Here is a 26970-nt window from a genome sequence, read left to right as displayed (position 1 = left end):
CCTGGAATTGCTCCAAAGCCGGCACTCGGCCCTTGTCCTTATTTCTTCAAGAGATCCTGCATGCCCGCCTTGGTATGGGCAAGCGCATCCTCAAGGCTCTGCTGGCCGGACCAGTAGCCGGTGAATTCCTTGGCCTGCAGTTCGTAGACTGAAAGCGCCTTGGCCGAGGTTGCTCCTGTCATGACGTAGCCATACTTGCTGGCAAACTCGCCGAGCTTCACGAGATCGGGACGCTCCTTGGCTACCTTGGCAACGACATCCGGCGTCAAGGCAGGAGAGCCGCCGGCCCGCGCATAGGCTAGGGCCGCATCCTCGGAAGACAGCCACTTGAGGAACTTGATCGCGCCTTCCTTGTTCTGCGCGTTCTTGTTCAGGCCAAGGCCGAGGCCATGGATATGGTCGACACGCCCATTCGGCCCGGCTGGCGGCGCAACGATGCCGGTGACATCGGCGACGGCGGGCGATTTCTTCGCATCGGTGAGCTCGGCCGCTGCGGCATTCCATTGCAGGGCAGTCGCTGCCTGCCCGGAGCTGAAGGCGGCATTGGTTTCGGCATATTCGTAGCTCAGCGAATCCTTCGGCGATGCGCCGGCGTCGTAAAGTGTCTTGTAGAGCTTCAGCGCCGTTTTATAGGCATCCGAGTCGATCGTGACATTGCCGCTCGTGTCCATCCAGTCTCCGCCATAGGAGCGCGGCAGGGACTGGAACACCATCATGTTGAAGAGAAGGTTCTTCATCTGCAGCACGGTGCCATAGCGGACCGGGCTCTGGCGGTTTACCTGCTTGCTGAAATAGAGCGAAGTCGCAGCCCAGTCATCCCAGGTCCAGTCGTCAGGTTGCTTGGGCGCAAGTTCTTTGCCGAGATATTTCTTGGAGATCTCGGCATATTTGGCCTTGGCATCGGGATCGGCGATGAGGGCGTCGACGAGATCCTTGCGGTAGTACATGAAATGCAGCGACAGGTCTGTCGGCACGCCATATTGCTTGCCGTCGAACTGCATGGTCTTCAGCACCGTATCGCCGAACACTTTGGAGGCGTCGGCATTAAGCTCGATCGGCTCCATGTAAGGTGCATAGCGGCCGATCGAATAGGTCGCGACCAGATTGACGTCGAAGGCATTCGAGCCGGCTGCCATGTCGGCCTGCAGCTTGTCGAAGAAGCCGTCGCGATTGAAGAAGAGGAGCTCGACCTTGTCGGCATCCGATGCCGTCTTGTTATAGAGATCGGCGGTCGCCCGCAGCGCCGTTTCCTCCGAGCCGCCGGGCCAACCGAGCACGACGACTTTGGCGTTGGCGAGGCCCGGCAGGGCCGTTGCCGACAGTATCAGGGCAAGTAGTGCGGACGATATGTGCTTGAGTTTCATTCTTGTTCCCTTTCCTTATCGTTGTTTGTTGAATTGGGCAGGTCTGCTTATCGATGGCGTCCGGCAAGATCCGCCGCGCCGATGATGCCGGCATTGGAGCCGAGGCTTGCGGCGACCAGGCGCGGCGCCAGATGCGGAGGCAATTCCTCGAATTGCGCACCGACAGCGTTGAGATAACCTGGCGCCAGACCGATGCCGCCGCCGATGACGATGCGTTTCGGCGCGAACATCATCTGGATATCACGGCATAGAAGTGCGACGCGTGCCGCCGACTGCGTGATGATTGCTTCGGCCCAGTCGGCACCTTCGCGCGCCTTTCGAAAGATCTCGGGGGCCTCGGCCGGATACCCGGCGCGGGCGGCTTCGGCCGCCATCCAGCGACCCGAAACGACATCCTCCAATGGTGACTGGCCGTTCGTCGGCCCGCGAAGCAGGCCGAAATGACCTGCCAGACCCAATAGCGGCCGCCCATTGACCACGATGCCGCCGCCGATACCGGTCGATATGGTCAAAAAGACCGTGTCCTCGTTGGCGCCGGCGCCGAACCTGTGTTCGCCCCAGGCTGCTGCCTGAGCATCGTTGACGGCGAAAGCCGGTTTGCCAAAGAGTTTGCTGGCTTGTGCCGCCAGCGGGTAGCCATCCGGAATTGCCAGGGTCGCGGGATTGAGGGCCGACCAGCGTCCGTCGCTTATCAAGCCGGTTGCGGCGATGCCGACGCGCTCATATCGACCCGCCCAGGAGTGTGCGTGTTCGGCTATGGCCGCCAGCCAGGCGTCGGGGCCGGCTTGCCGGCTGGTTGCGATGGTCGTCTTGCCAAGCACTTGCGCTCCCCGAACCAGCGCCGCCAGGGTTTTCGTGCCGCCGATATCGATCGCCAGTGTTGCCCCGTCGCGCTCGGAAAAGGCAGATGAAATCGCGACGTCGAACCAGGATGTTACATGTTCGGTGCGCGTGATCGCCGAGCCGACGACGACGGCGCAGGCGCCGGCCCGCACGGCATCTGCCGCCTGTTCGGGCGTGCGGATGCGGCCCTCTGCGATCACATAGGGCGTGAGCTCCCGCATGGCGGCGATCAGTGCGATATCCGGCTCGACCGGTTCGGGACCGCCGACATAGCCCGACATGGTCGTGCCGACGAAATCGACGCCGGCATCAAGCGCGCGTTCCGCATCCTCCAGACAAGAGCAATCCGCCATGGACAGCAGACCTCGCGCCTTGATGACGGCAATCAGCGCCTTAATCGTTGCCGGGCGGGGCCGATCGGTCGCATCGAAGGCGATGATATCGGCGCCGGCATCGGCCAGCACCGCGACATCCGCGATAAAGGGGGTGATGCGCACCGGGCTGTCATCGAGGTCACGCTTGACGATGCCGATGATCGGCGCGTCGACGGCTGCCCTGACGGCTGCGACATAGGCTACCGATTCGATGCGCAATGCGCGGGCGCCAGCGGCCAGCGCCGCACGCGCGAAGCCGGCGACGAAAACGGCCTCATCCATCGCCCCGCCCGGTACGGGCTGGCATGAGACGATGAGGCTCAGATTGAGATCTTCCTTGCGCATTCGGCACCCCTTTTGGAGCGCAACGATAGAGAATGATCACCAGAAAGCAACCGGTTTTAAACTGGTATTATCTCTGCAGTTCGAAGACGAAATCATAGACCTCGCCCTTGTAGCGCGTCTCGCAATATTCGACGATTTCTCCGTCGGCGAGAAAGCACCGCCGCTCGGTCGTCAGAATTGGCGCGCCGGGCTCGCAGCGCAGATGCTGCGCATCCTCCGGTGTCGCGGCGCGCGCCCGCATCCGCTGAACGGCACGCCTTGGGAGGAAGCCGCGTTCGGCCAGCGCTTCGTAGAGGGAATCGCCGACCAGCGAAGGCGAGGGGAGGAAGCGCACGGGTACGGCGGCATGTTCGACGGCGATCGGCGCGCCATCGGCCGTCCGCACGCGGCGCATTCGCAGGACCTGTGCATTGGCCGAAATGCCGAGTGCCATCATTTCGGTCGGCGAGGGTCGGCTTAATTGCTTGGAAATCCAGACGCAACCCGGCTCCATTCCACGAGCGCGCAGGTCTTCGGAGAAACTGGTCAGTGTCGAGAGCGATTTTTCGACGCGCGAGCCGATCTCGCTGCGTGCGCCCTGCCGTCGGCTCAGCATGCCTTCCTCCTCCAGCATGGCGAGCGCTTTTCGAACTGTGACGCGCGACAGGGAGAGGGTTTCGGCAAGCGATCGCTCGCCCGGCAATACCGAGCCAGATTTGAAGGCGTGGCTGCGGATGGCGGCTTCGATCGCGCTCTTCAGCTGCTTATAGAGCGGCATCCCTTGAGTGCCGGAAGCAAGCTCTTTCCTGACCAGCTCGATAATATCAGTTGCCAAGGCAGATTTCCCCTTGATGGCACGGCGACGAAAATGTCGTCTCGCTCACTACTGGTATTATACTGTACAGGTTTTTGCGATCTGTCGAGGCAGGTAAAGGGCATATCGGTCTGCTGGCGCGGACCGATATGCAGTTCGTATTAGGAGGCCAGAGCGCGGCGCTCGGTCTGTGTTGACATGGCTTTGCCGGGAACCCGCAAAGGGGTCTTCGCGACGACGGGGGAGATGGCAGGCGAAATGCGGGCCGTATTGGTCTTGGCGGCTCCCAGCCAGCGAAGAATCGCGTCGAAGCCGGGCTGGGCAGCCCGCTTGAATTCCGGGCTCATCTCCTCGTCCATGCCACAGAGCGAGGCAATTTCCTGAAAGTCGACACGTCCCGCCCGAAGAGGGGGGCGCGACTGGAAAACGATCAGGCCGATCATGAAGCTTTTGATATTCTCGAAGCTACGCGGCTGAAGCAGCGGCTTGAGCCGCATATCGCAAAAATCCGAAATCTTGCGCTGGAAAACGTCAGAGGCAGAGCTTTTCTTTATGGGCATTATTCATTCCTTGCAGGCGACATCATCCAAAGGTCGGGGTGTGGCCCGCTAAAGCACGCAGGTTAACGAAACGCAAACAACCGACCGATTGGCCGCTTTCAATTCTACGATACGCCGCCATTTGGCAAGTGAAAGATCGATCACGCTTCGGTCAGCACCGTCTCCGGCATGAGGTGACGGTAAAAGGCCAGAAGTCTTGTCGTCCGGCCATCAAGACCATGAAAAAACTGTAACTTGCCTGCCGCGCCATTGAGAGCGACATTTGCCTTGCGCCGGAATTACGAGGTGAAAGACATGTCAGTCTTGGAAATGCTAGTCAGACGCCGGATGCAGGAAGAATATGCCAAGGGTACATCGCCAGAGCGCATAACGCGTCTCCTGCAGGAATTCCTCAACGGAGCAGAAGCCTCCCAAGCCGATGCTATACGTTCAGTCGATAATACCAACGAATTCAAGATTGCAGATGGTTAGACTTTGATCTTTGCACGAAACAAAGCGCTGTTTCACAGGAAGTTTTACAACGCTTTGTTCATTTTCGTGCTCTTCTGATCTGGCCCGCCTATGACGGCGGGCCTCATCCAGCTGGCGAATGGCTTCGCGCGTGGCGGAGCTGCGGTGGACATAGTGCCGAATGATCTTGTCATCTGCTCCTCTCCCAACGGCATCACTTCCGCTACGACTCAAATTGAGAGACCAGCGCCTTTAGGCCTTTAATTTTACGCATGTCGTTGCCCAAAACCACTGCACATTTTTGCGCGACCCACCTCGGGATCGCGGCAATGGAGACCGTGCTGAGCGGGTAAGGCGGCTTTCCTACGCGCTTTCATTCCCGTCGAACAACGACTGCTTCCGGCCCTGCCCGGCGGGGCCTGGCTCCTTTGGGAGGGATCAGAGCACGACGACCTTCGTTCCCACGCCGACCCGGCCATAGAGATCCATGACATCGGGATTTGCCATGCGAATGCAGCCGGAAGACACCGCCTTGCCGATCGAGTTCGGCTCATTGGTGCCGTGGATGCGGTAGAGGGTGGAACCGAGATAAAGCGCTCTTGCTCCGAGGGGATTGTTGAGGCCACCCTCCATATGGTCAGGCAATTCGGGGCGGCGGGCGATCATTTCCTTGGGTGGTGTCCAACCGGGCCACTCCGCCTTGCGGCTGATCGTCTCCGTGCCCTTCCAGGCGAAGCCCTGCTTGCCGACGCCGATGCCGTATTTGAGGGCAGTTCCGTCGTCGAGCACGAGATAGAGGCGCTTTTCCTTGGTCGAGATGACGATCGTGCCGGGGTCGTAGCCGGAGAAGCGCACAACCGCGCGCGGGATCGGCGATTGCGCCAGACTGGCCCGCTTGTCGTCCTTCAGGCCCGGACTGAATTGGGGAGATACCGCATTCCGATCGATCGAAGCCTGTTGCCGTGGACGAGGGCGTGGCGGGTAATCGCCGTCCTCATCGTCATCGTCGTTATAGGGGTCGCCCCGATAGTAATAGCCATCGTCGAGACGCGGATCGTCGCGATAGCGCGGCGGCGCTTCCCGCAGATAGCGCGGAGCGACATAGCCGCCGTCCGGCTCGTCGCCATAGTCCGGCAGATATCTCCATTCCTGCGCATGCGCGGCAGTGCTTGCCATCAGTAAAGCCAGAGCGGGCAAAAGAACAAATTTTGTAGTCTTCATGTGATAACCATACTTCCCGAAGAACGCATCGGATTGCGCCCCGCGTCGACGGGGTATGCGTGCCGCAGACAATTCCGGAAACGGCGGGCGTAATTGTGGCAGCGGCGATCGAAAGTCGTGATTTTCCGACCTGTTTTTGAGGTGCTGCTACCGATACGCGATGCGCAAACGGGAGGCCGCACGGAGTATTTCTGTCATCGGCCCGAAAATATCCTCGTCGCTGGCGTCTACCGAAGACGGCCTGACCGGTTGCCGAGCGGGACACCGCGCGTTGTGGAATAGCCTCCTCAACCAGTTTGCCGAACTCGCCCGGCTCTGGCCGGATGACGCGGCACCCGATGACTATTTGGTGGATACTGCCAGTTTCGACCAAGCGGGATCACTGGAAGGATCAGTCGACCAGAACTGGATATCCGCAAAATCAATGGATTGCACGATATCGGGCAAAGTGTCCCTATAGATCCCAAAGCGCGGTTGAACATCAATGAATGGGCGGCCGTCTTGATGCCGCATACCGTGATCGAGAAAGCCGAGGCGCCCCGTGTAGGAGGTGTCGCAGGCGCGTCCGTTGAGATAGACCTGCAGCGAGCTTGCTCCCTCCTGTAAGCTCGGCTTCAGCATCACATTCACATCATTCCAGTCACCGATATTGAGGTGCCAGGGACCACAGATGATCTTGGACTCACCGGCGTTGCAGTCGGCGCTTCCCCGCACCTTGGCAACGAAGTTCGCCCCTGTTTCCGATGGTATGGCTTCGATTTTGAACAATGGGTTTGCCGCTTGGCAGGCTCCAAGTGGCTTCGTCTCTTCCGTTGGAATGTTTTGCTTTACCTGATGGATGACGGTGCGGTTGCCGAGCCCTTGCCACGGGGCTTCGAGCCGAAAGGCAAAATGGTACCACGTCGGCTCATCGAATTTGATAACCTCTTTCTTGATTTGGATTTCCACTCGTTCGGTCGGCGCGTCACCGACACTCTGGTCGGGTGCATCACCGGGATGCACCGTGATACGCAAGATCGGCCTGGAAGGAGATGAGAGATCGCAAGCGATACGCGATCTCCATGAGGCAGAGTCCAGCCTGCTGCTGATCTTCCAGAGCTTCGATGGATGCTCGCTGTCGACGGCGCATAAGTCAGCAAAGCCACCCAAAAGCGGCGGCGCTGCTTCCTGTGCTATGGCGCGCGATTCATCGAAAGCGCCTAGGCCTAATAAAATGAAGGCAAGCTGCAGGGTTCTCGAGGTCATCATCGTCGGTCTTTTCCGGAAGACAGGATAGGGTCTGAGAAGTGGCGGCTCCAGCCAGCTTTCTTGACCAACGATATTGGTTGCAAAGCCTCAATTCATTTCTATCGACCGAAAACTGCGGGTCAAGAGTGTTTCGATCGGCAATGTCACGCTGGGCACGGCAGGCATGGATGTCAGTCAATCATCCCGTTTACCATCAGCGGACAGTTCCCAACCTTCCTCATCGATACGCCGAATATTGAGCTTGTCACCGTTGAACGACAGGACGTATTTGATCTGCGTGCCGTATCCTATGTCTTGCATGTCGATCACGAATGTCTGCCCATCCAGCCACCTCCCTTTGGTGGCGGGGATGTGACCCGGATAGTGGCCGGAAAGCGCCGGCAGGCCCTTGCGATAGAGCCCGTCAAGTCCGATCGGTACGTCTTGCCTGAATGAAGAGCCGGCTGGATAATGCAAATACTGCTCATATTCGACATACGGATGGGGATCGGTCAGAAACAGAGTAAGCGATCTTAACTCCAGGTCGTTGTCAGGAAATTTATAAGTCTTTCCGGAACTGATGGAGGCCATCTCCGGGGTTGGGCCAATGGCTGTTGGTTTCTCGACCGCGGCATCTTTGACCGTATTGGCAAGCTGTTCGGCCGCGTTCGGGTTTGGGGGAAGCGCCGACCCGGACTTGACCGCCGAAGCAACGCTATCGGCCAGACGGCGGAGTGGGACATATTTCCTGGCGGTGGTCACCACTACGATATCCAGATCAGGAAACACCGCTATATTCTGACCATCCTTGCCGTTCGCCATGTAAACGTGCCGTTCGGGCAATATCCAGAAGAAGTTGGAGTAGCTCTGGCTGGGATCGTATGATGCATGAGTGTTCACGATCCTGTGGTTCAAAACATCCGCCCAGCCGGCTGGAAGAAGTTGCCTTCCCTCCCATTCACCGTGATGCAAATACAGATAGCCGAACTTTGCCATGTCGCGCGGCAGCAAGAACAGCATCCCGTCTCCGATTGTCAGACCTTGGGGATCGCGGTCCCAGTGCAAATCGGCAATGCCCAAGGGGGCAAAGAGCCTTTCCCGCGCATAATCCTCTTCGGGCTTGCCGGTAAGCCGGGTGATGATCGCCGAAACGAGATCCGGGTTGCCGTTGCTATAGTTGAAAACCTCTCCTGGCGGATGCGCCATGGGTCGATCAAGAATGAATTGGGTCAAATTGGAAGCTCGGTACATATCCTGCATTGTTCGCTGTGTACCTCCCTCAAACCCCTGATCCCAATCGAGGCCGGACGTCATATCCAGAAGGTTTTGAACCGTGATCGCCTTCTTGCGATCATCCACATTCGCGACATGCCGGTCAGCGAAGAAGTCGAGTACGGGATGATCGAGACGGTCGAGCAGGCCGTCCTTGTAGACCATGCCGAGAAGCGTGCCGGTAATCGCCTTTGTGGAGGAAAATATCTCGTGCGGGATACCCCCAGAGTAGGGCGCATAATAGGCTTCAGTGACAATGCGCCCATGACGCACGACGAGCAGGCTGTCAAAACTATGACTTTCCCCATAGGCGACAAGCTTGGCAAGTGCGGCGGAATCCATGCCCTGTTCTTCCGGCGTGGAGGTCAGCCATTCTTTGGTCGGCCACACCGAATTATCTGTGTCCTGCGCCTGAGCAGGCCTGAGGTAAGCGGAAGCGACCAGAGCGCATAGGCTCAACATCGCACTCAAGACGAAGCGGTCTTTGATTGGCACGTTCATGGTGGTCTCCTATCTCGCGGAGACTATGCCGCGCGGAACCCACGCATTCTCGCCGAAAATTGGAAAACGACTTGCCGATTTCTCATCGCGGCTTGCCGATTGTAAAATTCCTTGCTTCGTTGTGTGGCCCAGCAAGCCCCCGAAGAAGAGCCTGCCGACGAAATTCGGTCGGCGTCAGGCCTGTTTCTGCCTTGAAGGCTCGGTTGAACGGGCCGAGCGACTGGAAGCCGGCATCCATGGCGATCGTCAGGATCGACACGTCCTTTTGGCTGGGATCAGCCAGAGCCATCTTGGCTTCATCGATCCGATACCGGTTGAGGAAGGCGTTGAAATTGCGGTAGCCAAGACCTTCGTTGATGATTTGACGCAAGCGATATTCCGGCAGACTCATCAGCGCGGCGAGAGAGCCGATAGTCAGTCCTTCACGGCGATATATGCGCTCGCTCGTCATCAAGCGTTCCAGGCGACCGAGAAGTGCCGGTTCAATTCCCGGACCGCCGTCCGTTCCGATCGGGGCAGAAGAGAGCCTGCTGGCGGATGTAGCGGCCCGTTCAGGGGTAACTGTCTGATCGAGCGAGGCCGTGCGGAACACGCTCCAGCCAGCAAGCGCCGCCAGCAAGCAAAGACCAAGCCCGTTGGCGAGGTTTCGCGCCGCGGCAGACCATGTCAGGATGGCCACGGACGAGAGATTGGCGATCGCATTGACCGCGATATAAGCAAGCGTCCCCATCAGTACGGCGACGCGCAATCGCCGCCGCCCGGCAACCAGATCCATTCGCCAACTCGCAATCGTCTGCATCACTGCGAGCAGCCCGAAGCTGAGATTGGCGAGCGTAAGAATCCGATTGATCGCCGAGGCAGCGGAGCCTGCTACGATGCCATAGGAAGCTATCAGCGTCAGGCTTACCAGAGCGATCCAGACATCGCGATGCCAGGGCCGAAAGACAAAATCGTCGTCGAAAACCACCCGTGCCCAGAGCCAGAAGGCGACCGAGCCGCTCGATGAGAGTGCAATGAGTGGTAGCCTTGCCCAGTGCCACTCCGACGGTAAACCCGGCGCGTCGATAATCGCGGAGGCGGCACCCGCCGCAGTCAAGGCGGCGCGAATGAATTCCACGGGGCGATGGCGCAGAAAAACGGCAGCCATCATCAGCAGCAAACCTGCGGCCGCGCCGCGACAGCCGTTATCGAGAGCGATGAGACCCGCGCTGCTCATGCCCAAAGGATCTCCACCGCGACACAGGTCAGGAGCGCTCGATGGTGAGCGGCCTGAGCACGTTTGCACCAAGCCGGATGTTTGAGGGTTGCCGCGTCGTCGTCAGCCGATAAGGTTGCCAGCCAATGGCGCTTCCCGAATTCATCAACGAGATCGGCACTTCGTGGCAAGTTGGAAGGCATGTGGGGACCGCCTAAACAGTTACAATCCGTCCAAGGAGATGTCCGGCAACCATTTTCTGCCCCAAGGGATAGGACGACGTCGCGCGATCGTCAATTCAGCTTGGCGAGCGATTTTCCCTCATCGTCGAAGAGATGACACATGCCCGGATCGATATGGAGTGAGATCGGTGTATGGAGTGGGGTGTTGTCGGCGCCTTCTGTCTGGACGACAAGCGAATGACCCGATGCGGTAGCGACGTGAAAGATCGTCAGACCCCCAAGCCGCTCTGCAAGCACGACCTGTCCTGTAAACTGATCGCCTTGGCCGATACGGATATGTTCGGGGCGGATTCCAAGTGTCAGTTTTGACCCTACCTTCACCTTTTCGGAAAAGACCGGAACGGTCATGGTGCTCCCGCCACCCAATGCCACGGATATGCCATCTGGGCCGATGGTCTCAGCCGTTGCCGGCAGCAGGTTCATTTTCGGTGAACCGATGAAGCCGGCTACGAAGATGTTTGCAGGATTATTGTAAAGAGCAAGTGGCGAGCCGACCTGCTCGATGCGGCCACTGTTCAAGACGACGATCTTGTCGGCCATGGTCATCGCCTCGATCTGGTCGTGGGTGACATAGATCATCGTTGCGGCCAGCTCATCGTGCAAGCGCATCAGCTCCAGCCGCATGTTGACGCGTAGGGCCGCGTCGAGATTGGAAAGCGGTTCATCGAACAGAAAGATCTTCGGATTGCGAACGATCGCGCGGCCGATGGCTACGCGCTGGCGCTGGCCGCCCGACAGATCCTTCGGCCGGCGGTCGAGCAGATGGGTCAATTCCAGAATCTTTGCGGCTTCCCTGACCTTCTGATCGCGCTCGCCTGTCGAAACACCGGCAATTCTCAACGCAAAGCCCATATTTTCCGCGACTGTCATGTGTGGGTAGAGCGCGTAGGATTGGAACACCATCGCCAGACCACGTTGCGACGGATCGATATCGTTCGAACGGGTGCCATCGATCATCAGATCGCCGCCGGTTATTTTTTCCAGACCGGCAATCATGCGCAGAAGTGTCGATTTTCCGCAGCCGGAAGGGCCGACGAAAACGACGAACTCACGGTCGTCCACATCCAGATCGATGCCCTTGATGACCTCGAGGGCGCCGTAGGATTTGTGAGCGCTGCGGAGCTTGAGATTAGCCATTGCTGGCCTCCTTTTTACCGGCGGACATATCTGTGCCAGGATTGTCCGCGCTTTCTAAACGCATCTGCCTAAGGCCGGTCTCTCCGTAGCCGTCGAAGATGAGACTGGCTGCGCCGATGAGCCCGGCATGCCGTCCGAGCTGTGCGGCAACAATCGGTACATTGCGATAGGCGGGCATGGCGCGCTCGCGAACCGTTGCCACCAGTTGATCGTGCAGAAGATCGAAGCCGTGCGATATTCCACCGCCCATGACCAGCACGTCGGGGGAATAGAGGTGAAGCAGGTTGGTAAAGCCTATCCCCAGCCACCGCGCCTCTGCATTCAGCAGCTTCACGGCCAGCGCGTCGCCTTTTCGCGCAGCGTCCACGACATGTCGCCCGGTTACGTCTGTATCGGCGGCAAGGCTGCGCAGCATCGATCCGTCGAACGCCCTGGTGCGGGCAGTTGCCCGCCTGCCGAGCGCGGTGCCGGAGGCAATGGCTTCAAAACAGCCGACGGCACCACAAAAGCATCGCTCACCTTCGCTCGTGATCGTCATATGGCCGATCTCTGCGGCCAGGCCTCGTCGGCCGTGCAAAATCCGGCCGTTGGCAATCACGCCGCCGCCGATGCCGGTCGATACCGTGACGAACACCATCGACCCCGTACCACGACCGGCGCCGTATCGCCATTCGCCGAGCGCTGCGGCGTTCGCGTCGTTTTCAAGCCGCACGGGCAGCTGGAAGTGGTGGTGGAGAATGTCCGCCAGCGGAACCTCATGCCATCCAGCCAGCGTCGGGGCGGCAATGACGACACCGGCGTCCGGATCGAGCGGGCCGGGCGCGCCGATCCCGATCCCGATCGGAGAAAGATCGGGCGTTTCCGCCAGTACGGTTTCCGCCAGCAGTTCGATCTGCCGGATGACGGCGGCGGGACCTCCGGCGGCATCCGTCGACAGGGACGCGAACGATAGAAGAGATCCCATGTCATCGACAAGCGCGGCGCGAAGCTCCGTTCCACCCAGATCGAATGCAAGAGCGACCTTTTTCACGAAACCCGGCTCTCCAATCCATGCAGCCAGGCGATCCGGGCGCCGAGGTCCTTGTCGCCGAATGCCAGCGATCCGAGAACCACGGTCTGAGCTCCGGCTTGGCGCAGGAGTGGCACCGTTTGTTCCCGAATGCCGCCATCGGCCGCCAGGATCACCTGCTCCTCGCGACCTGCCTTCCTCAGGAGGGAACGAGCCTCGATCAACCGGTCGCAGGCCTTTTCGGAAAGGCTTTGTCCCTTGACGCCGATCGAGGTTCCGAGCAGCGTCACGAAGGCTACGTGATCGATGAAAGGTTCGATTGCCGAAACGGGTGTTTCCAGCCGCAGCACCACGCCGGCTTCGGCACCCAGCTCTTTGGCAAGCGCAATTGCGCGCAAGCCGGCATCGCCGTTTTCAGCATGGACGCTGATCAAATCCGCGCCCGCCTCAATGAATTGGCGCGTCTGCTCCTCGACGATTTCAGCCTCGACCATGAGATGCACATGGATCGGCTTGGCGGTCGACTTGGCGATGCGTGCGACAAAATCCGGGAAAAACAGAAAGCCGGGCGTAAAGCGTGCATCGGCGACATCGATATGATGCAGATCGACATAGGCTTCGATGCGTTTGAGATCGGCTTCCATATTGGCAAGATCGGCAGACCAGAGCGAGAATTCGCCGAGAAGTCTGTTGCGGGGAAGCGCCGCGATGGCCGCCGGGCCGGAAAGGGGTCTGGACGTCATGTTGGAACGAAGCTCCGGATTGTTTTGGGTGCTAGAAAATGCGCAATGGCGTCTTGGACTTCGGCAAAGTGCCTGTTTTTATCGATAGCCTTGGCCGTGACTTCGACAAAGCCTGCGCGGGGAATGACATTGGCGAGCGCTTGTGCACGGGAGAGCGGATGGATTGCGTCGTGCTGGTTGCCGATGATCAGGGTGGGCACGGCGAGAGCGGCGGCAGCGGCCTGCGGCACATCCGGTCCGTCTGCAGCGATATCAGCCAGTACCGATGCAAAGGCGGCAGCATCCGGCCTGTCGAAGTAGCCAAGCAGGGAGGAGAAATTGTCCGGCGCCTCGGAGGCAATTCGTCGCCCTATTTCGGAGGAGACAAAACGCCTTTTGGCCTCCTCGATCTGGTTGGAGAGGATCAGGGCAGCTACCATGCGGATCGGCGCGAGATTGTCCGGCGATGCCTCGAAGGTCCAGGCGGGGCGCACGAGAACGAGCCCGGCGACCCGGTGGGGGTGATGATGGGCAAAATGCAGGGCAATGGCCGCGCCCATCGAAATACCGCCGACGATGAAGCGGTCAAATCCGTATGCGGTGGTCGCGGCCAAAACGTCCTCGGCAAACATACGGATCGAAAAGGGCCGGGCATTGCCGAGCGCGGATGCACCATGTCCACGGCACTCCAGCGTCAGTCGGTGAATAGCCGCTGCGGGGACATTCTGCGCCACCTGCATCTCATCGCCGCCAAGACCATGCTGGAAGACGACCGGAAGCCCCCGTCCATCCTCATAGACGGCAAGTTCCGCATCGTCGCGCTTGAACAATTTCTTTGCCATCAGATCAATGCCTTGAGGAAGCCTGCGACGCCGGGTGCTTCGGAAGCCGAAAGACCATGCGTCACGAGCGGGCCGTCGAAATTCACGGAGCGCAGCCGCGCGATGAAATCGGCGAAATCCACCACCCCTTGCCCCGCGGTTGCGAAGCGGCCATCGCCGTGGCGATCCTTGGCATGCGCCAGCGCGATGTAACCGGCTGAGGTTTCGATCGCCTCTGCGACGATTGCCCGCGCCTGTGCCGGCGTCGCCTGTTCGAAGAGATTGGCGGGATCGAGCACGATGCGCAGCCGCCGCGATCCCATCTCGTCGATCAGCCGCCGCGCATCGCCTGCCGATGTGACGATATTGGCCTGCTCCGGCTCGATGCCGAGATCGACGCCATGCCGTTCCGCCAGCTCCAGAGCCTTCGACATTTCGGCCGCCATGTCGGCCCAGGCGGAAGGATCGCCATTGTCGGGATGATGAGCCCATTGGTCGTTCGGGTCGCGTGTTCCGGTGCAAAGCGTCACCAGCGGAATGGAAAGTGCCGCCGCCGTTTCGATGACGACGGCGAGCTGGGTAAGGCCGGTCCGGCGTACTGCAATATCGGGGTGAGCCATGTTGTAGGTGCCCGATAGGGCGGCAAGCGAGATGCCTGTCGCGCCGACGGCCGAGCGAACCGCTGCGATCGTCGTTTCCGAAACGGCGTCGGGCATGGACGGGAGACCGCAGCAGGCGAGATTGAACTGCGCGCATGCGTAACCGCCGTCGCGCACTGCCGAGAGAACGCCGAGCGGCTCCGTTCCGGGAAAGGTCTTGGCGAAGATCCCGATCTGCATCAGACCGCTCCCGAGACCGATGCGAGTTCGACGCGCTCGCCCCGTTCCACCGATCGGGCGATCGCCACCATTGCGCGGATGGATGCCAGGCCGTCCTCGACATTGGCGCCGCGCATCGGCGTACCCTTCAACGCCGTCTCGGCAAGCCCTTCCAGCTGTCGGCGGAAGAAATGGCCGTCCGCGCCAAGCGGCTTTCGGCTCGTCGCATCCTTCTCGTGGAAGATTTCGACTTCGCTTGAGCGGAAATACCAGGGATTGAAGGTCTTTGCGAGGACTGAGCCGTTCTCGCCGTAAAGCTGGAAGCCCTCATGCCAATCCATACGCACGGCAACCGTCAGGTCCAGATGGCCGAGGGCGCCATTGGCAAACTCGGTCTCCACGAACCAGCAATAGGCACCGGCACGTTCCAGAAGCCGGGCGCGAACGGCGACGATCTCTCCGCAGAAGAAGCGCGCGGTGTCGACCAGATGCGAGCCATGCGCCAGCATGAAATATTGCCTGAGGTCAGCCTTGGGATTGCCTGATGGCTTGCGCGCAAGCTTACTGGTGACGGGCAGGGGCTGGACTGCATCCGTATTGGTATAGCGGTGGGTGGAATCGCAATACCACGCCTTCATCGCAAAGATCTGGCCTATATCGTCGCGCACGAAATCGCGCGCCGCCTCAAGAGCCGGATCGAAGCGTTTCATGTGCCCGACCTGCAGGATCTTGCCTGATCCGCGCACGGCATCGGCAAGTTGCTGCCCTTCCTCGACGGACACGCCGATCGGCTTTTCGCAGAGCACATGTTTCCCGGCCTCGAGCGCCTTTATGGACATCGGCACATGATAGGCGTCAGACGTCGCGACGATCACGGCTTCCAGATCGGGATCGGCCAGCATGGCATCATAATTGTCGTACATCTTCTGCGGCTCATAGGTCGCGCCCATGCGGGCCAGAAGATCGGGGGCCGCGTCGCAGATCGCGTAGAGATCGGCGTTTCTCGCCTTAACGCAGGATTCCAGATGCGCGAATTGCGCGATCGGCCCGCAGCCGAGCACTCCGACGCGAAGACGACGACGTTCCTTTTCGATCATGGTTCTCTTCCTTATGCGCCGTAGACGCGCATGGTTTGGCGATTGGCTTTGACCGCGGCGGCGGGATCGGCGCCGGCCGTCTCGGATTCTTCCTCCAGCACCAGCCAGCCATTGAAGTGTGGGGCTGCCGAGACGAGGTCGATCACGGCCGGCGTATCGAGAACCCCCTTGCCGAGCATCGCCCATCGGCCCTGCGCATCGACATCCTTCAGATGCAGGTAGCGGATACGGTCCTGATAGGTGCGCATTGTGTCAAGCATGTCGGCATGTCCTCGCAGGATATGGCCCGTATCGGGCACCCAGCCGACCAGGCTCGGGTCGAGCAAGGCGAAGATGCGGTCGTAATCGGCGCGGTCGAACAGCAGCGTATTGTGATGCGAGCTCGGATGCACGGCGATCTCGATGCCGGCTGCCTTGCCCAGCTCTCCGGCGCGATTGTAGAACTCGCCGGCAATGGCGAACTTGTCGTCGCGCGGGCCGTCGGAAACGACGGTCGCCGAGCCGATGGAAACGAGTGCGCCCGGGAAATGCGCGGCATAATCGATCCAGCGCTTTGCGGTCGCCAGATCGTCCTTCATCGCGTCGGCCAGCGTAAAGCCGCTCTTCGAGCCGAAGGCAAAGGAGACGAGTGTCAGGCCGCAGTCTTTCAACGCATTTGCAAACGCATGCGGGTCTGCGGCATAGCGGCCGATCATGGTGTCGGTGATTTCGATGCCGGAATAGCCGCCGGCGGAAATCGCCGAGAGCAGATCGTCTGCCGTTCCCGTCCAGGCATTGCCGAGCATTTCCCATGTAAACGTCTGGCAGCCGACTTTTATGTCCTCGCGCATTGCCTTTATTCCTTGATTCCGCCTTGGGTCAGGCCTTCGATGATGTGTCGTTGGAAGAAGAGCACCAAAATGATGAGCGGCACGGTCACGACGGCCGATGCGGCGGCGATGTCTCCCCATGGCACATAATATTGGTTGGTGAAGTTAGCGATGCCGACCGGGATCGTCTGGCTGTCGCTGTCCGAGGTAAAGGCCAGCGCAAACAGGAACTCGTTCCAGGCGGTGATGAAGGCAAGCAGACCCGTCGTGACCAGGCTCGGCAATGACATCGGCAGGATGATATGCCAGAGCAGGCCGATCGGACCGACGCCGTCCATGCGGGCTGCCTCGTCGATCTCGCGCGGCAGCGTTTCGAAATAGCCGAACAGTACCCAGGTTACGAGCGGCAATCCGAGGGCGAGATAGGTGATGATCAGCGCCGTATAGGTGTCGAGCAGTCCGAGATCGGAAGCGATGAGATAGAGCGGCCCGACAAGTGCGATCTGCGGAAACATCGATACCGACAGGATGACCGTCAGAATGCCGAAGCGTCCCTTCACATCGAGGCGCGACAGCGAAAAGGCCGCCAGCGAACCGACGATCAGGCATAGAGCGGTGGTCGCAAGCGAAACGACGAGCGAATTCAGCACATAGTGATGCAGGCCCTTTTCGACGAAGGCGTTGTAGTAATGCTCCAGCGTGAACGGGTTCGGTATGAGCGAGGGCGTGCCTTCGGTCAGCGCCTTGTCGAGCTGGAGCGATGTCGAAAACTGCCAGATGAACGGACCGGCAGACCAGATGAGGATAAATAGGGCGCCGAGATAGATGAGGATGTTTTGGAAGACTGAGCGGCCTTCGTTCATGTCGTCCTCCTGATCTGGCGCACGAGGAAGACGCAGAAGCCGATGGCAATCAGCCCTTCCGTGATGAACATGGCTGTTGAGACCGCCGAGCCGTAGCCGAACTGAAGCGTCGAAAAGAGCACCTTGTAGGATAGCGTCGAAAGGGTTTCGGTCGAGTCGGCCGGGCCGCCGCCCGTCAGCACATAGACCAGGTCGAAGACGCGGAACGCATCGAGCGCACGGAAGAGGCCAGCAATCAGTAGTGTCGGCATCAGGAGCGGCAGGCGGATATGCCAGAAGATCGTCCAGGCTCTCGCGCCATCCATGCGGGCGGCCTCGATCAGCGATTTCGGAACGGTTTGCAGCCCCGTCAGCAACAGAAGCGCCATGAATGGCGTGGTCTTCCACACATCGGCAAGGATGATCGTCGTCAGCGCCGTATCGGGCGAGCCGTACCAGTTGACGTTCTGGTCGATCAAACCTGCATGCAGAAGGATGAAATTGATGATGCCGTGCTGACCATCGAAGAGCCAGCCGAACATTTTGGACGTGACGACAGTCGGCATGGCCCAGGGCACGAGCATCGCGGCGCGGATCATGCCCCGGCCGGCGAAGGCCTCGCAAAGGATCAGCGCCATCGCCAGGCCGATGAACGTCTCGAGCAAAGTCGAGATGAGGGTGAACCAGATCGTGTGCCACCAGGCATTCCAGAACGGCGGATCGGCCAGCAACTGCACATAATTGGCGATGCCGACGAAATCATTGTCCTGGGTGATCAGCGAGCGGTTGGTGAAGGACAGATAGATGCCGTTGACGATCGGATAGAAGGACACCGATGCCAGCGAGAGAAATGCCGGTAACAGCAATAGCCACGGCCAGAGGGCGCTTGACAGCGCCCTCGATTTGCCTGGGGTTTGCTCGGAAACGGCAACCGTCATCGTCATGGCCATTTCAGCCGACGATCTTGTTGATCTGGGCTGCGGCTGCCTGAAGCTCCGCCTTGACGTTGCCGCTGACCAGTGCCTTCGAAATGCTGGACTGCAATGCCAGCGTCACCTTGGCATATTGCGGCGTAATCGGCCGCGGCGTGGCCCCGGTGAAGACATTCTGGAGACTTGCCATGAACGGCTGCTCGGCCTTCAGCTTCGCATCCTGGAAGATGGCGGGCCGCGAAGGCGCGAGGCCGAAATTAAGCGCAAGCCGGGTCTGGGTTTCCGGCGAGGACATCCAGGTCAGGAATTCGATCGCCGCTTCCCGCTTCTTGGAGTTGGCATTGACGCCCAGCTGGTAGCCGCCAAGGCATGCGGAGCTCTTGCCGCCAGCAAAATGCGGCAGCGGCGCGACGGCGACCTTGTCGACGACATGCGAGGCCTTCGGATCCTGCGCGATCGGATAGACATAGGACCAGTTGCGCATGAACATCGCCTCACCCGACGTAAACGGCTGGCGAGAGGGCTCTTCGTCCCAGGAGAGCACGTTCTGAGGGCTGATCTTCGTCTTGTTGATGGTGTCATACAGGAACTGGATCGCGGCAACGGCGGCATCATCGCCGATGACGGATGATTTTCCGTCGGCAGAAAGGATCGAGCCGCCGTTCGATGCGATGATTTCCACCGCATCGCAGACCAGAACTTCGGCTTGCTTGCCCTGCCAGAGATAACCGAACTTGGCATCGCCGGCCTTCTGCGCTTCTGCGGCCATCGTCGCCATATCGGTCCAGGTTTCCGGCACCTTGCCGCCGTGCTTTTCCACCAGATCCTTGCGGTAGTAGAACATGCCGGAATCGACGAACCATGGCAGCGCGGTCAGCTTGCCGCCATAGGTGCAGGCTGCAACCGTGCCCGGGAAATAATCGGTGCGCTTGTCTTTCGGGAAATATTCGTCAAGCGGCAGCGCCCAGCCAGCAGAGGCAAAACCCGCGATCCAGATCACGTCCTGGCTGAAAACGTCAGGTGTTCCGTTGCGGCGGGCGAGCTGCTGGACGAGGCCCTGATAGACCTCCGTCGATGAACTTGGCGGCGGCAGTTCGATGAACTTGACGGTGATGCGGCTTTGCGACTCGTTGAAAGCCTTGACGAGATCGCCGAGACCTTCCTTGCCGAAGAAGCTGGCGCTGGCAAAGCTGATTTCAGTTCGATCGGCAGCGCGCGCCGGGCGGATGCCCAGGCCTGAGGCAACTCCAAGCGTTGCCGTACCGATGGCAGCGCCGGCAGCGCCCAACAGCAGCTGACGACGATCAAGCATTATCGATTGTCCGGCAATCTTGGAACCAGCCGGTGCCTTCTTGAAATCTGTCATGTTTCCCTCCCAGGAAGACTGGCGACCTCCAAACCTCCGCGCCAGTATTCGCATATGTTTTATAAAAATTTGTCGCGCGTCAAGAAATAAGATGCTTTAAATCAACCCGAGAGTCATCGTTCGGATGCGCCGAGGCGTGACGGACAGATGCGGCGGATCAGGGAGGATTGGGTAATATGGCTGGTAATTCAAAAGCTAAACTCGGCATCGGCGTTATCGGTTGCGGCAACATCTCGATGACTTATTTGCGGAATGCGGTGCTGTTTGCCGGTGTCGAATTGCGGGCCTGCGCCGATATATCGGCCGATGCGGCCGCGCTGCGTGCCCGCGAATACGGCATTCGTGCGCTCAGCGTCGACCAATTGCTGGCCGATCCCGAAGTCGACCTTGTGCTGAACCTCACCGTTCCCGCCGTCCATTTCGACGTTACGATGTCGGCCTTGTCGGCCGGCAAGCACGTCTTTACGGAAAAGCCGCTTGCAACATCGGCGGCCGATGGCCGTATCCTCGTGGCGGAAGCCAAGCGGCGCGGATTGCGGCTGGGGTCTGCGCCCGATACGTTCCTCGGCGCGGCAGGTCGCCGGGCGCGACGTCTGATGGATGAGGGCGCGATCGGCCGCCCGGTCAGCGGCACCGCCTTCATGATGGGGCGTGGAATGGAGCATTGGCACCCCAATCCGCAATTCTACTATCAGCCAGGCGGCGGCCCGGTCTTCGACATGGGGCCTTATTATCTGACGATGATGGTAAATCTGCTCGGCCCGGTCGTCCGGGTCATGGCAATGGCGACAAAAGGTCAGGAGGAGCGCCTGATCACCGCCGACGGCCCGTTCAAGAACACGCGCTTCAACGTCGGCACGCCCACAAACATCCTGTCGCTTCTGGAATTCCAATCCGGTGCGACCGTGAATTTCGGCGCCTCCTGGGACGTCTTTCGGCACTCCAATCATCCAATCGAGTTACACGGCACCGAAGGTTCACTGCGTTTGCCCGATCCGGACACATTCGGCGGAACGGTCTCACTGTCCGAGCGTGGCGCGGATTGGCACGATTTCGAAAGCGATAGCGAACTTTACGGTGCGAGGAACTGGCCCTTCGCCGCACCGGACCGGGCAAATTACCGCATGCTCGGTGTCGCCGACCTTGCGCGAGGGCTTCAGGAGGATAGGCCCCCCCGGGCATCGGGGGATCTCGCACTTCATGTCCTCGAAATCATGGAGGCTATCCTCCAGTCCGGTGAAAGCCGGCAGTCGATCAGCGTCGGCGTGCAATTCACTCCGCCACCGCGCCTCGACGAAGATGAAGCACGCAGCCTTCTCGCCTGATCGCCGCAGAGGAGGGCAATCCAATGGAAAAGCTGGATGAAAGCGCGCGGCGCGTTCTCGCTCTGAGCAGCGGGTCGAAAGGCCGGCCATTTGAAACCGGTACACCTCAACAGGCGCGTAGCGACTATGATGCGAATTGCCCGACCATCCAGGGTGGAAAGGAGGCTGTGGCTTCGGTGGAAGATCGGCAAATCGCCGGCCCGAATGGCCCGATCACCTTGCGCATCTATCGCGGTATCGGCGCGCCTTCGAAGGATGGTCCGGGTCTCATCTACCTTCACGGCGGCGGCTGGGTGATCGGCAATCTCGAATCGCACGACGAAATCTGCCGATGGTTCGCCAATATCGCCAAATGCACCGTAGTCTGTCCCGACTACCGGCTGGCGCCGGAACACAAGTTCCCCGCCGGATTGACCGATTGCACTGCGACTTTGGCATTTGTGGCTAAATCGGCTGCGGATCTCGGCATCGATCCCAGCAGGATCGCCGTTGCCGGCGATAGCGCCGGCGGCAATCTTGCCGCCGTGTTGGCATTGACGTCTCGCCCCGGCGATGCTCCGCCGCTTGCGGCGCAATTGCTCATCTATCCGAACACGGACGCTGCGCAGACGGCCGACAGCTACCGCCGCTATGCCGAAGGCTTCGGTTTGACTGCCTCGACGATGAGATGGTTTCGCGATCACTATATTCGCACCGCAGCCGATATCGCTGACTGGAGGACCTCGCCGCTACAAGCCAAGTCCGTTGCCGGATCGGCGCCGGCTTTTGTCGCCACTGCCGGACACGACATTCTGGTCGACGAAGGCATAGCCTATGCCAGGCGACTGCAGGAAGAAGGGGTACGCATGGTGCATCGCCATCGGCCGGGACAGATCCACGGCTTCGTGTCGATGGGGAGATATATGGCGGAGTCTCGGCACACAGTGGAGGAGGCCGTCGCGGCGTGGCAAAGCTTCGAAGGCGGCCTGATTTAGATGAATAGCGGGCGCCGCTTCAGGCCGATTGCCGCATGACCAGCGTTCCATCCAGGCTGACCTTGCGCGCGATCGGCTGAGTGGGCGCGCCCGTGTCTCCCAGCAGCGTCAGCAGCGTGTTGACGCTGCTTGCCGTCATCGCGGCGAAGTCCTGGGCCATCGTCGTCAACGGCGGGCAGGTATAGCGGCTCAAGGGATGGTCGTCATGGGCCGCGATACGCAGATTGTCGCCCTTCTTGCGCCCGATTTTCAGCCCGTGCGCGAAGGCGGCCGACATCACGCCGAAGGCGAGGCGATCATTCGCACAAAGGATGGTCCTGCGCGGGAGAGACTTTGCACGGAGCAGGCCATCCATCTGCTCGTATCCGATGCGCTCGAACTCCCATGTGTAGGCGGCATTGGTGCTGATCACCAACGGTTCGCAGCCCGCAGCTTCCATGGTGGCGATATAGCTTGCCAGCCTCTCCGGTGAATTGTGATTGACATGCGGAATGTCGAGATAGGCTGGCGCTTCCCCGGATCGGCAGAGATATTCGACGATCGTTGCGACGCTCTGATAATTGTCGTTGCCGATGAAGGGCGTTTTGCCTTCGATGTAGGTGTCGAAATAGACAATGGGCAGGTTCTGCGTGAGTTTTTCAAAGGCGCGTGGGTCGGATTTCTGTCCCAATGGTGCGACAAGCGCACCGGCTACCTTCAACGACAACATCGTGTTGACCGCTTCGGCTTCCAGCTCCGGCAATCCATGCGACGAGAAGACGATCGGCCAATAGCCCTCGTTGCGCAAGCGCAATTCCAGGCGATTGACCATTTCGGCATAAAAGGGGTCGGTAAGGGCGGGAACCAGTATGCCAATATTGCGTGTTCTCTTGCGATTGAGGTTCCGAGCATAAAGATTCGGTTGATAATCCGACGAACGAAGTGCGGCTTCGATCAGCGCTCGGGTCGCCGGTTTCACGCTGGTCGGATCGTCAAAATACTTGGAAAGGGTGGGGCGGGAGACGCCGCAGGACTTTGCGAAATCCTCCATCGTCTTATGCGTCAGTTTTTCCATCGAAAGTCGACCATTTTTCCAGCTGCCGCCTCAAATAGTGGTCTTATGCGTCTACACGGATGGGAGCGCAACCAGAGACGTAAATTCCAGGCAAGTTCTTTTGTGCTTCATGTTGTTATAAAAGATAACGCGCGAAAATTTATTATTTAGCACATTAAAATTCAAGCCGCGGTATGAGTAACCCAATCGAGATCCGTCGCCGAAGCCCATGTGAATGGTGGTGAGCCTTGTCGATGAACGGCTACGACGACAACCGAAGCCGGGTCCAATATTCCTATCTCGAGGAATGTGAAGCGGGAATGGGGACGCCGAGGGTGCAAGAACGGCCCGGGTGCCGTCGGCATGCGTATCCTTGGGCAAATGGCAATTTCGGGCCGGTCTTCGCGATTGCCACGAACCGAGCCTGAGGTTTGGCGCTTTGCTATCGGCGTCGCCTTAAATGATGTCGCCCGTTTCTGCTGGCGCAAATTTGTTATCGAATCCGCGCGAAAAGCCGACGCAGGCTCTTAAATCCCCGACCCGTCGAGTTGCTGGGCGTTGTCGCCTTCCCAGGGTGAGGGCATCGAGGTGCGATTGAGATTGGCCGATGGCATCGGCATCCAGCACTTTAGTTCCGGCTCGGCATATTCGATGATGTGTCCGGGCGAGGAATCGGAGGCACGCCAGCCTTCCGTGCCGAATTGATCGCCATTTGACCAATATGCGAGGTCAACTTCTGCCGGCCCCTGTTCTGACGAGCGGATCGTGACAAGGATCCGACTGCCGTCTTTCGGTGCGCTTGCCATGTGCCGCCAGCGGTCTGGCTCGTCCATCGCGTTTCCTCCTGCCTTGCTTTTGGGTGCAAGTGTCGCCTCACCATCGACAACGGTCAACTCAAACTTTGCGCGACCCGTCCTCCATCGTCTCAGATGTTTGCCGCGGTATATATTTCAAAAGGAAGCATGTGCTGGGAGACGGTCGGGGTTCTGTGGGTATCCAGCGCTTCCGCCATTGCCCGCACCAGCGTATCGGCAAGCAGCCGCGCCGGGTGTGAAAGAACAACCTTGATCACGCCTTCGGCCAGACCGGCGCGGGTCTCGTTGGTCAACTCGTGAGCCACAACCACCAGACGTTTGGCGGCCGGGCCGCCATCCTCGCGAAGCGCGCGCATGACGCCCGTTACACCACCGCCGGCCACATACAAGCCTACCCAGTTTTCTTCCTTCTTCAGCAGGTCGCGCGTGAGTTGGTAAGCGATATCAGGCTCTTCCTGAGTTCCGAGCGTCTCCATCATCTGAAACTCGGAAGCGCTTTCCCGGAAATATGACCGAAAGCCCATTTCGCAGAGTTCCTGCGATAGGTAGCGGTGGCTTCCAACGAAAACGGCAACCTTGCCGGGAACTGGATTGACATTGTCGATGAACCAGGCGGCGGTCCGCCCCTTCTTGACGCAATCATTGCCGACATAGCCGGCCCGGCCGGGCGCCGTCAGGTCGGAGATCATCGTGAAGACCGGGATACCTTCAGCCTCGAGGCCGTCAACCGCATGATTTATCTGCGGGTGATCCGACGTGATGACGCTGATGACATCGACTTCCCGGCTGAGGGCAAGCATCGCGTCCGCGGTATTTTCAGGCGCGAGTTCATCGTCAAACCGGACGATGGCCCTGCCATGTGCCTCCGGATAGGTTTCGACCGCCTTCGTCAGCACCTCTCCCCACATCCGGTAAAGCTTCCGGTGGGATTGCTTCAAGAGGAAGCCGAACTTGATGACCGGCTTTTCCTTCTCAAGCCTGCGCTTGATAGCCGTCACGCCGTGAAAGCCGATGCGCTCGGCTGCTTCCAGCACGCGCGCAGCGGTCTGATGGCGAACCGGGTCGCGGCCGTTCAAGACCCGGTCAACTGTGGAAACCCCCACGTTCGCAGCCTTGGCGAGATCGGCGATGGTCGGTCTTGACATGAAGGTCTCCCAGGAAATGGGAGTAATTATGGTAGCTTTTGGGAGATTCGTCCAGTCTGAAATTGACAGAAATGGGGAAAGTGTGGTGGTTTTGGCGCCGCTGGAGGAAGCATTCAGTCATCGAAAAGAAACGCCGGAAGGGCGGAATTTGGGAGGAGGCAGACATGTCTGCGGCCATGGGATCGGCGCGTCTTAATGACAGCGCCAGCGGACATTCTTCGCGGGGCGACGACGTCGTTCTCGAGATGCGCGACATCGTCAAGGCATTTCCCGGCGTGCTCGCTCTCGATGGCATGAACCTCAAGGTTCGAGCCGGCACCGTCCACGTGCTGGTCGGCGAAAACGGCGCCGGCAAATCAACGCTCATGAAGATCCTGAGCGGCACCTATGCGATCGACGGCGGAGAAATCCTCTTCAAGGGAGAGGCGCTGAGCGGACAGGACACGTCGGCCGCGCTTGAGCGCGGGATCTCGATGATCCATCAAGAACTCAGTCCAGTTCTCGACATGACGATCGCCGAGAATATCTTCCTCGGCCGCGAACCAGCCATGTCGGAAAAGGGCTTCCTGTCGCGCTTCGTCGATTTCGCCAGGATGAACGCCGACACCAAGGCGCTGCTCGACAGGGTCGGGCTCAAATATGATCCCGAGACGAAGATGCGCGATCTTTCGATCGCTGCCATGCAGTTGATCGAGATCGTCAAGGCCATCTCCCGCCAAGCGTCTCTTGTCATCATGGACGAGCCGACCTCCGCGATCAGCGACACCGAAGTCGCCATGCTGTTCCGGCAGATCGCCGACCTGAAAGCAAGCGGTGTCGCCATCATCTACATCACCCACAAGATGGATGAGATCTTCCAGATCGCCGACGACATCACCGTCATGCGCGACGGCCAGTTCATCGCCGCAGCGCCTGCGAGCGACTATGATCCTTCCAAGTTGATCTCCCAGATGGTCGGCCGCACGATCTCCAGCATCTTTCCAAAGGAAGAGGTTCCGATCGGCGATGTCGTGCTCTCGGTCGAGAAGCTCACACGAACCGGTGCCTTCGAGGATATCAGTTTCACTGTTCGCGCCGGCGAAATCGTCGGCTTGTCCGGTCTGATCGGCGCCGGTCGCACCGAAGTTGCCCGCGTCATCTTCGGCCTCGATGAGGCAGATGGCGGCATGATCCGGCTGAATGGCGCCGTGCTGAAGCCGAAATCGCCGAAGGATGCGATCTCCAAAGGCATCGCCATGGTGTCCGAGGACAGGAAGGCGGAAGGGCTCGTGCTCTGCCGATCGGTCGGGGAAAACATCTCGCTTGCCAATCTCAAGAAGTTTGCCGGTGGCCTCTTCATCAGCGAAAGGCAGGAGGAAACCGCCGCACAGCGCATGATCAAGATGCTGCAGATCAAGACGCCGGACACTGCGATGATCGTCGAGAACCTGAGCGGCGGCAATCAGCAGAAGATCGTGCTCGCCAAGTGGCTGCTCGGCGACCTCAAGCTCCTGATCCTTGATGAGCCGACCCGCGGCATCGACGTCGGATCGAAATCCGAGATTCATAGGCTGATGAGCGAATTCGCCCGGCAGGGCCTGGCGATCATCATGATCTCGTCCGAACTGCCGGAGATCTTGGGAATGAGCGACCGCGTCGTCGTGATGAGCGAGGGCCGGGTTGCCGGCGAGTTGACAAGAAGCGAGGCCAATCAGGAAAGCATCATGCGCCTCGCAACGGGAGGACATTGATGAGTACC

24 protein-coding genes are annotated in these 26970 nt (G+C 59.6%); 3 read left to right on the top strand and 21 right to left on the bottom strand.

Translation table 11 applies throughout. The annotated features are described in order from the left end of the window. Positions 1 to 38: 38 nt before the first annotated feature. The 18 genes from ABOK31_RS19960 to ABOK31_RS19875 form a co-directional block, all read right to left on the bottom strand. Positions 39 to 1364, bottom strand: coding sequence for an extracellular solute-binding protein (locus tag ABOK31_RS19960; protein ID WP_174180918.1), 1326 nt, complete (start codon positions 1362 to 1364; stop codon positions 39 to 41). 47 nt (positions 1365 to 1411) lie between these two features. Next, positions 1412 to 2926: a putative N-acetylmannosamine-6-phosphate 2-epimerase gene (locus tag ABOK31_RS19955; protein ID WP_349960199.1), complete on the bottom strand. Its 1515-nt coding sequence runs from the start codon at positions 2924 to 2926 to the stop codon at positions 1412 to 1414. A 67-nt stretch (positions 2927 to 2993) separates the two neighbouring features. Further along, a complete protein-coding gene (locus ABOK31_RS19950) occupies positions 2994 to 3683 on the bottom strand; it encodes a GntR family transcriptional regulator (protein WP_174182403.1) in 690 nt (229 codons plus the stop codon). Between the two features lie 197 nt (positions 3684 to 3880). Continuing rightward, positions 3881 to 4279 (bottom strand): hypothetical protein, encoded by a 399-nt coding sequence (locus ABOK31_RS19945; RefSeq protein ID WP_349960197.1) that lies wholly within the window; start codon positions 4277 to 4279, stop codon positions 3881 to 3883. 888 nt (positions 4280 to 5167) lie between these two features. Continuing rightward, positions 5168 to 5905 (bottom strand): L,D-transpeptidase, encoded by a 738-nt coding sequence (locus tag ABOK31_RS19940; protein WP_349960195.1) that lies wholly within the window; start codon positions 5903 to 5905, stop codon positions 5168 to 5170. Between the two features lie 387 nt (positions 5906 to 6292). Beyond that, a complete protein-coding gene (locus tag ABOK31_RS19935) occupies positions 6293 to 7198 on the bottom strand; it encodes a heparin lyase I family protein (RefSeq protein WP_349960193.1) in 906 nt (301 codons plus the stop codon). Positions 7199 to 7372: 174 nt separating this feature from the next. After that, complete coding sequence (locus ABOK31_RS19930) at positions 7373 to 8950, bottom strand: serine hydrolase (protein ID WP_349960191.1); 1578 nt, start codon at positions 8948 to 8950, stop codon at positions 7373 to 7375. Between the two features lie 82 nt (positions 8951 to 9032). Then, entirely contained in the window at positions 9033 to 10166 is a 1134-nt protein-coding gene (locus ABOK31_RS19925; RefSeq protein ID WP_349960189.1) for a helix-turn-helix domain-containing protein, read from the bottom strand. A 272-nt stretch (positions 10167 to 10438) separates the two neighbouring features. Further along, entirely contained in the window at positions 10439 to 11524 is a 1086-nt protein-coding gene (gene ugpC / locus ABOK31_RS19920) for a sn-glycerol-3-phosphate ABC transporter ATP-binding protein UgpC (protein ID WP_349960187.1), read from the bottom strand. Further along, on the bottom strand, positions 11517 to 12554 hold the full coding sequence (locus ABOK31_RS19915) for an ROK family protein (protein ID WP_349960185.1): 1038 nt from the start codon (positions 12552 to 12554) through the stop codon (positions 11517 to 11519). The genes ugpC and ABOK31_RS19915 overlap by 8 nt, the downstream gene beginning before the upstream one ends. Continuing rightward, on the bottom strand, positions 12551 to 13276 hold the full coding sequence (locus ABOK31_RS19910; protein ID WP_174180905.1) for a ribulose-phosphate 3-epimerase: 726 nt from the start codon (positions 13274 to 13276) through the stop codon (positions 12551 to 12553). Before ABOK31_RS19910 ends, ABOK31_RS19915 begins: the two co-directional genes overlap by 4 nt. Further along, positions 13273 to 14097, bottom strand: a complete 825-nt coding sequence (locus ABOK31_RS19905) for an alpha/beta hydrolase (protein ID WP_349960182.1) — start codon at positions 14095 to 14097, stop codon at positions 13273 to 13275. The genes ABOK31_RS19910 and ABOK31_RS19905 overlap by 4 nt, the downstream gene beginning before the upstream one ends. Continuing rightward, the gene (locus tag ABOK31_RS19900; protein ID WP_349960180.1) at positions 14097 to 14915 is read right to left on the bottom strand and encodes a sugar phosphate isomerase/epimerase; all 819 of its coding nucleotides are present in this window, start codon (positions 14913 to 14915) and stop codon (positions 14097 to 14099) included. Before ABOK31_RS19900 ends, ABOK31_RS19905 begins: the two co-directional genes overlap by 1 nt. Beyond that, the gene (locus ABOK31_RS19895; RefSeq protein WP_349960178.1) at positions 14915 to 15991 is read right to left on the bottom strand and encodes a Gfo/Idh/MocA family oxidoreductase; all 1077 of its coding nucleotides are present in this window, start codon (positions 15989 to 15991) and stop codon (positions 14915 to 14917) included. Before ABOK31_RS19895 ends, ABOK31_RS19900 begins: the two co-directional genes overlap by 1 nt. Before the next feature lie 11 nt (positions 15992 to 16002). Then, the gene (locus ABOK31_RS19890; RefSeq protein WP_349960176.1) at positions 16003 to 16821 is read right to left on the bottom strand and encodes a sugar phosphate isomerase/epimerase; all 819 of its coding nucleotides are present in this window, start codon (positions 16819 to 16821) and stop codon (positions 16003 to 16005) included. 5 nt (positions 16822 to 16826) lie between these two features. Then, positions 16827 to 17663, bottom strand: coding sequence for a carbohydrate ABC transporter permease (locus ABOK31_RS19885; protein WP_349960174.1), 837 nt, complete (start codon positions 17661 to 17663; stop codon positions 16827 to 16829). Then, positions 17660 to 18586: an ABC transporter permease subunit gene (locus ABOK31_RS19880; protein ID WP_234910333.1), complete on the bottom strand. Its 927-nt coding sequence runs from the start codon at positions 18584 to 18586 to the stop codon at positions 17660 to 17662. Before ABOK31_RS19880 ends, ABOK31_RS19885 begins: the two co-directional genes overlap by 4 nt. 7 nt (positions 18587 to 18593) lie before the next feature. After that, entirely contained in the window at positions 18594 to 19940 is a 1347-nt protein-coding gene (locus ABOK31_RS19875; RefSeq protein WP_349960171.1) for an ABC transporter substrate-binding protein, read from the bottom strand. Positions 19941 to 20116: 176 nt separating this feature from the next. Here ABOK31_RS19875 and ABOK31_RS19870 point away from each other — a divergent pair, with 176 nt between their 5' ends. Next, on the top strand, positions 20117 to 21265 hold the full coding sequence (locus ABOK31_RS19870; RefSeq protein ID WP_349960169.1) for a Gfo/Idh/MocA family oxidoreductase: 1149 nt from the start codon (positions 20117 to 20119) through the stop codon (positions 21263 to 21265). A 23-nt stretch (positions 21266 to 21288) separates the two neighbouring features. Further along, the gene (locus ABOK31_RS19865) at positions 21289 to 22239 is read left to right on the top strand and encodes an alpha/beta hydrolase (RefSeq protein WP_349960167.1); all 951 of its coding nucleotides are present in this window, start codon (positions 21289 to 21291) and stop codon (positions 22237 to 22239) included. A gap of 19 nt (positions 22240 to 22258) precedes the next feature. Here ABOK31_RS19865 and ABOK31_RS19860 read toward each other — a convergent pair whose 3' ends face one another. The 3 genes from ABOK31_RS19860 to ABOK31_RS19850 form a co-directional block, all read right to left on the bottom strand. After that, positions 22259 to 23293, bottom strand: a complete 1035-nt coding sequence (locus ABOK31_RS19860) for a LacI family DNA-binding transcriptional regulator (protein WP_349960165.1) — start codon at positions 23291 to 23293, stop codon at positions 22259 to 22261. Positions 23294 to 23799: 506 nt separating this feature from the next. Beyond that, the gene (locus tag ABOK31_RS19855; protein ID WP_113348673.1) at positions 23800 to 24105 is read right to left on the bottom strand and encodes a hypothetical protein; all 306 of its coding nucleotides are present in this window, start codon (positions 24103 to 24105) and stop codon (positions 23800 to 23802) included. A gap of 92 nt (positions 24106 to 24197) precedes the next feature. Further along, a complete protein-coding gene (locus ABOK31_RS19850; protein WP_174180883.1) occupies positions 24198 to 25232 on the bottom strand; it encodes a LacI family DNA-binding transcriptional regulator in 1035 nt (344 codons plus the stop codon). Positions 25233 to 25408: 176 nt separating this feature from the next. Here ABOK31_RS19850 and ABOK31_RS19845 point away from each other — a divergent pair, with 176 nt between their 5' ends. Further along, positions 25409 to 26962, top strand: a complete 1554-nt coding sequence (locus ABOK31_RS19845) for a sugar ABC transporter ATP-binding protein (protein ID WP_349961352.1) — start codon at positions 25409 to 25411, stop codon at positions 26960 to 26962. Positions 26963 to 26970 lie beyond the last annotated feature (8 nt).

The organism is Rhizobium sp. ZPR4, assembly GCF_040215725.1.
Classification (GTDB): Bacteria; Pseudomonadota; Alphaproteobacteria; order Rhizobiales; family Rhizobiaceae; genus Rhizobium; species Rhizobium rhizogenes_D.
Note: the sequence above shows the minus strand (reverse complement) of the source record. Positions and strands in the feature narration are given on the sequence as shown.

Coding starts and splice junctions, on each gene's coding strand:
- ABOK31_RS19960 (WP_174180918.1), bottom strand. CDS start 1,364: ATGAAACTCAAGCACATATCGTCCGCACTACTTGCCCTGATACTGTCG.
- ABOK31_RS19955 (WP_349960199.1), bottom strand. CDS start 2,926: ATGCGCAAGGAAGATCTCAATCTGAGCCTCATCGTCTCATGCCAGCCC.
- ABOK31_RS19950 (WP_174182403.1), bottom strand. CDS start 3,683: ATGCCGCTCTATAAGCAGCTGAAGAGCGCGATCGAAGCCGCCATCCGC.
- ABOK31_RS19945 (WP_349960197.1), bottom strand. CDS start 4,279: ATGCCCATAAAGAAAAGCTCTGCCTCTGACGTTTTCCAGCGCAAGATT.
- ABOK31_RS19940 (WP_349960195.1), bottom strand. CDS start 5,905: ATGGCAAGCACTGCCGCGCATGCGCAGGAATGGAGATATCTGCCGGAC.
- ABOK31_RS19935 (WP_349960193.1), bottom strand. CDS start 7,198: ATGATGACCTCGAGAACCCTGCAGCTTGCCTTCATTTTATTAGGCCTA.
- ABOK31_RS19930 (WP_349960191.1), bottom strand. CDS start 8,950: ATGAACGTGCCAATCAAAGACCGCTTCGTCTTGAGTGCGATGTTGAGC.
- ABOK31_RS19925 (WP_349960189.1), bottom strand. CDS start 10,166: ATGAGCAGCGCGGGTCTCATCGCTCTCGATAACGGCTGTCGCGGCGCG.
- ugpC (WP_349960187.1), bottom strand. CDS start 11,524: ATGGCTAATCTCAAGCTCCGCAGCGCTCACAAATCCTACGGCGCCCTC.
- ABOK31_RS19910 (WP_174180905.1), bottom strand. CDS start 13,276: ATGACGTCCAGACCCCTTTCCGGCCCGGCGGCCATCGCGGCGCTTCCC.
- ABOK31_RS19905 (WP_349960182.1), bottom strand. CDS start 14,097: ATGGCAAAGAAATTGTTCAAGCGCGACGATGCGGAACTTGCCGTCTAT.
- ABOK31_RS19900 (WP_349960180.1), bottom strand. CDS start 14,915: ATGCAGATCGGGATCTTCGCCAAGACCTTTCCCGGAACGGAGCCGCTC.
- ABOK31_RS19895 (WP_349960178.1), bottom strand. CDS start 15,991: ATGATCGAAAAGGAACGTCGTCGTCTTCGCGTCGGAGTGCTCGGCTGC.
- ABOK31_RS19890 (WP_349960176.1), bottom strand. CDS start 16,821: ATGCGCGAGGACATAAAAGTCGGCTGCCAGACGTTTACATGGGAAATG.
- ABOK31_RS19885 (WP_349960174.1), bottom strand. CDS start 17,663: ATGAACGAAGGCCGCTCAGTCTTCCAAAACATCCTCATCTATCTCGGC.
- ABOK31_RS19880 (WP_234910333.1), bottom strand. CDS start 18,586: ATGACGATGACGGTTGCCGTTTCCGAGCAAACCCCAGGCAAATCGAGG.
- ABOK31_RS19875 (WP_349960171.1), bottom strand. CDS start 19,940: ATGACAGATTTCAAGAAGGCACCGGCTGGTTCCAAGATTGCCGGACAA.
- ABOK31_RS19870 (WP_349960169.1), top strand. CDS start 20,117: ATGGCTGGTAATTCAAAAGCTAAACTCGGCATCGGCGTTATCGGTTGC.
- ABOK31_RS19865 (WP_349960167.1), top strand. CDS start 21,289: ATGGAAAAGCTGGATGAAAGCGCGCGGCGCGTTCTCGCTCTGAGCAGC.
- ABOK31_RS19860 (WP_349960165.1), bottom strand. CDS start 23,293: ATGGAAAAACTGACGCATAAGACGATGGAGGATTTCGCAAAGTCCTGC.
- ABOK31_RS19855 (WP_113348673.1), bottom strand. CDS start 24,105: ATGGACGAGCCAGACCGCTGGCGGCACATGGCAAGCGCACCGAAAGAC.
- ABOK31_RS19850 (WP_174180883.1), bottom strand. CDS start 25,232: ATGTCAAGACCGACCATCGCCGATCTCGCCAAGGCTGCGAACGTGGGG.
- ABOK31_RS19845 (WP_349961352.1), top strand. CDS start 25,409: ATGGGATCGGCGCGTCTTAATGACAGCGCCAGCGGACATTCTTCGCGG.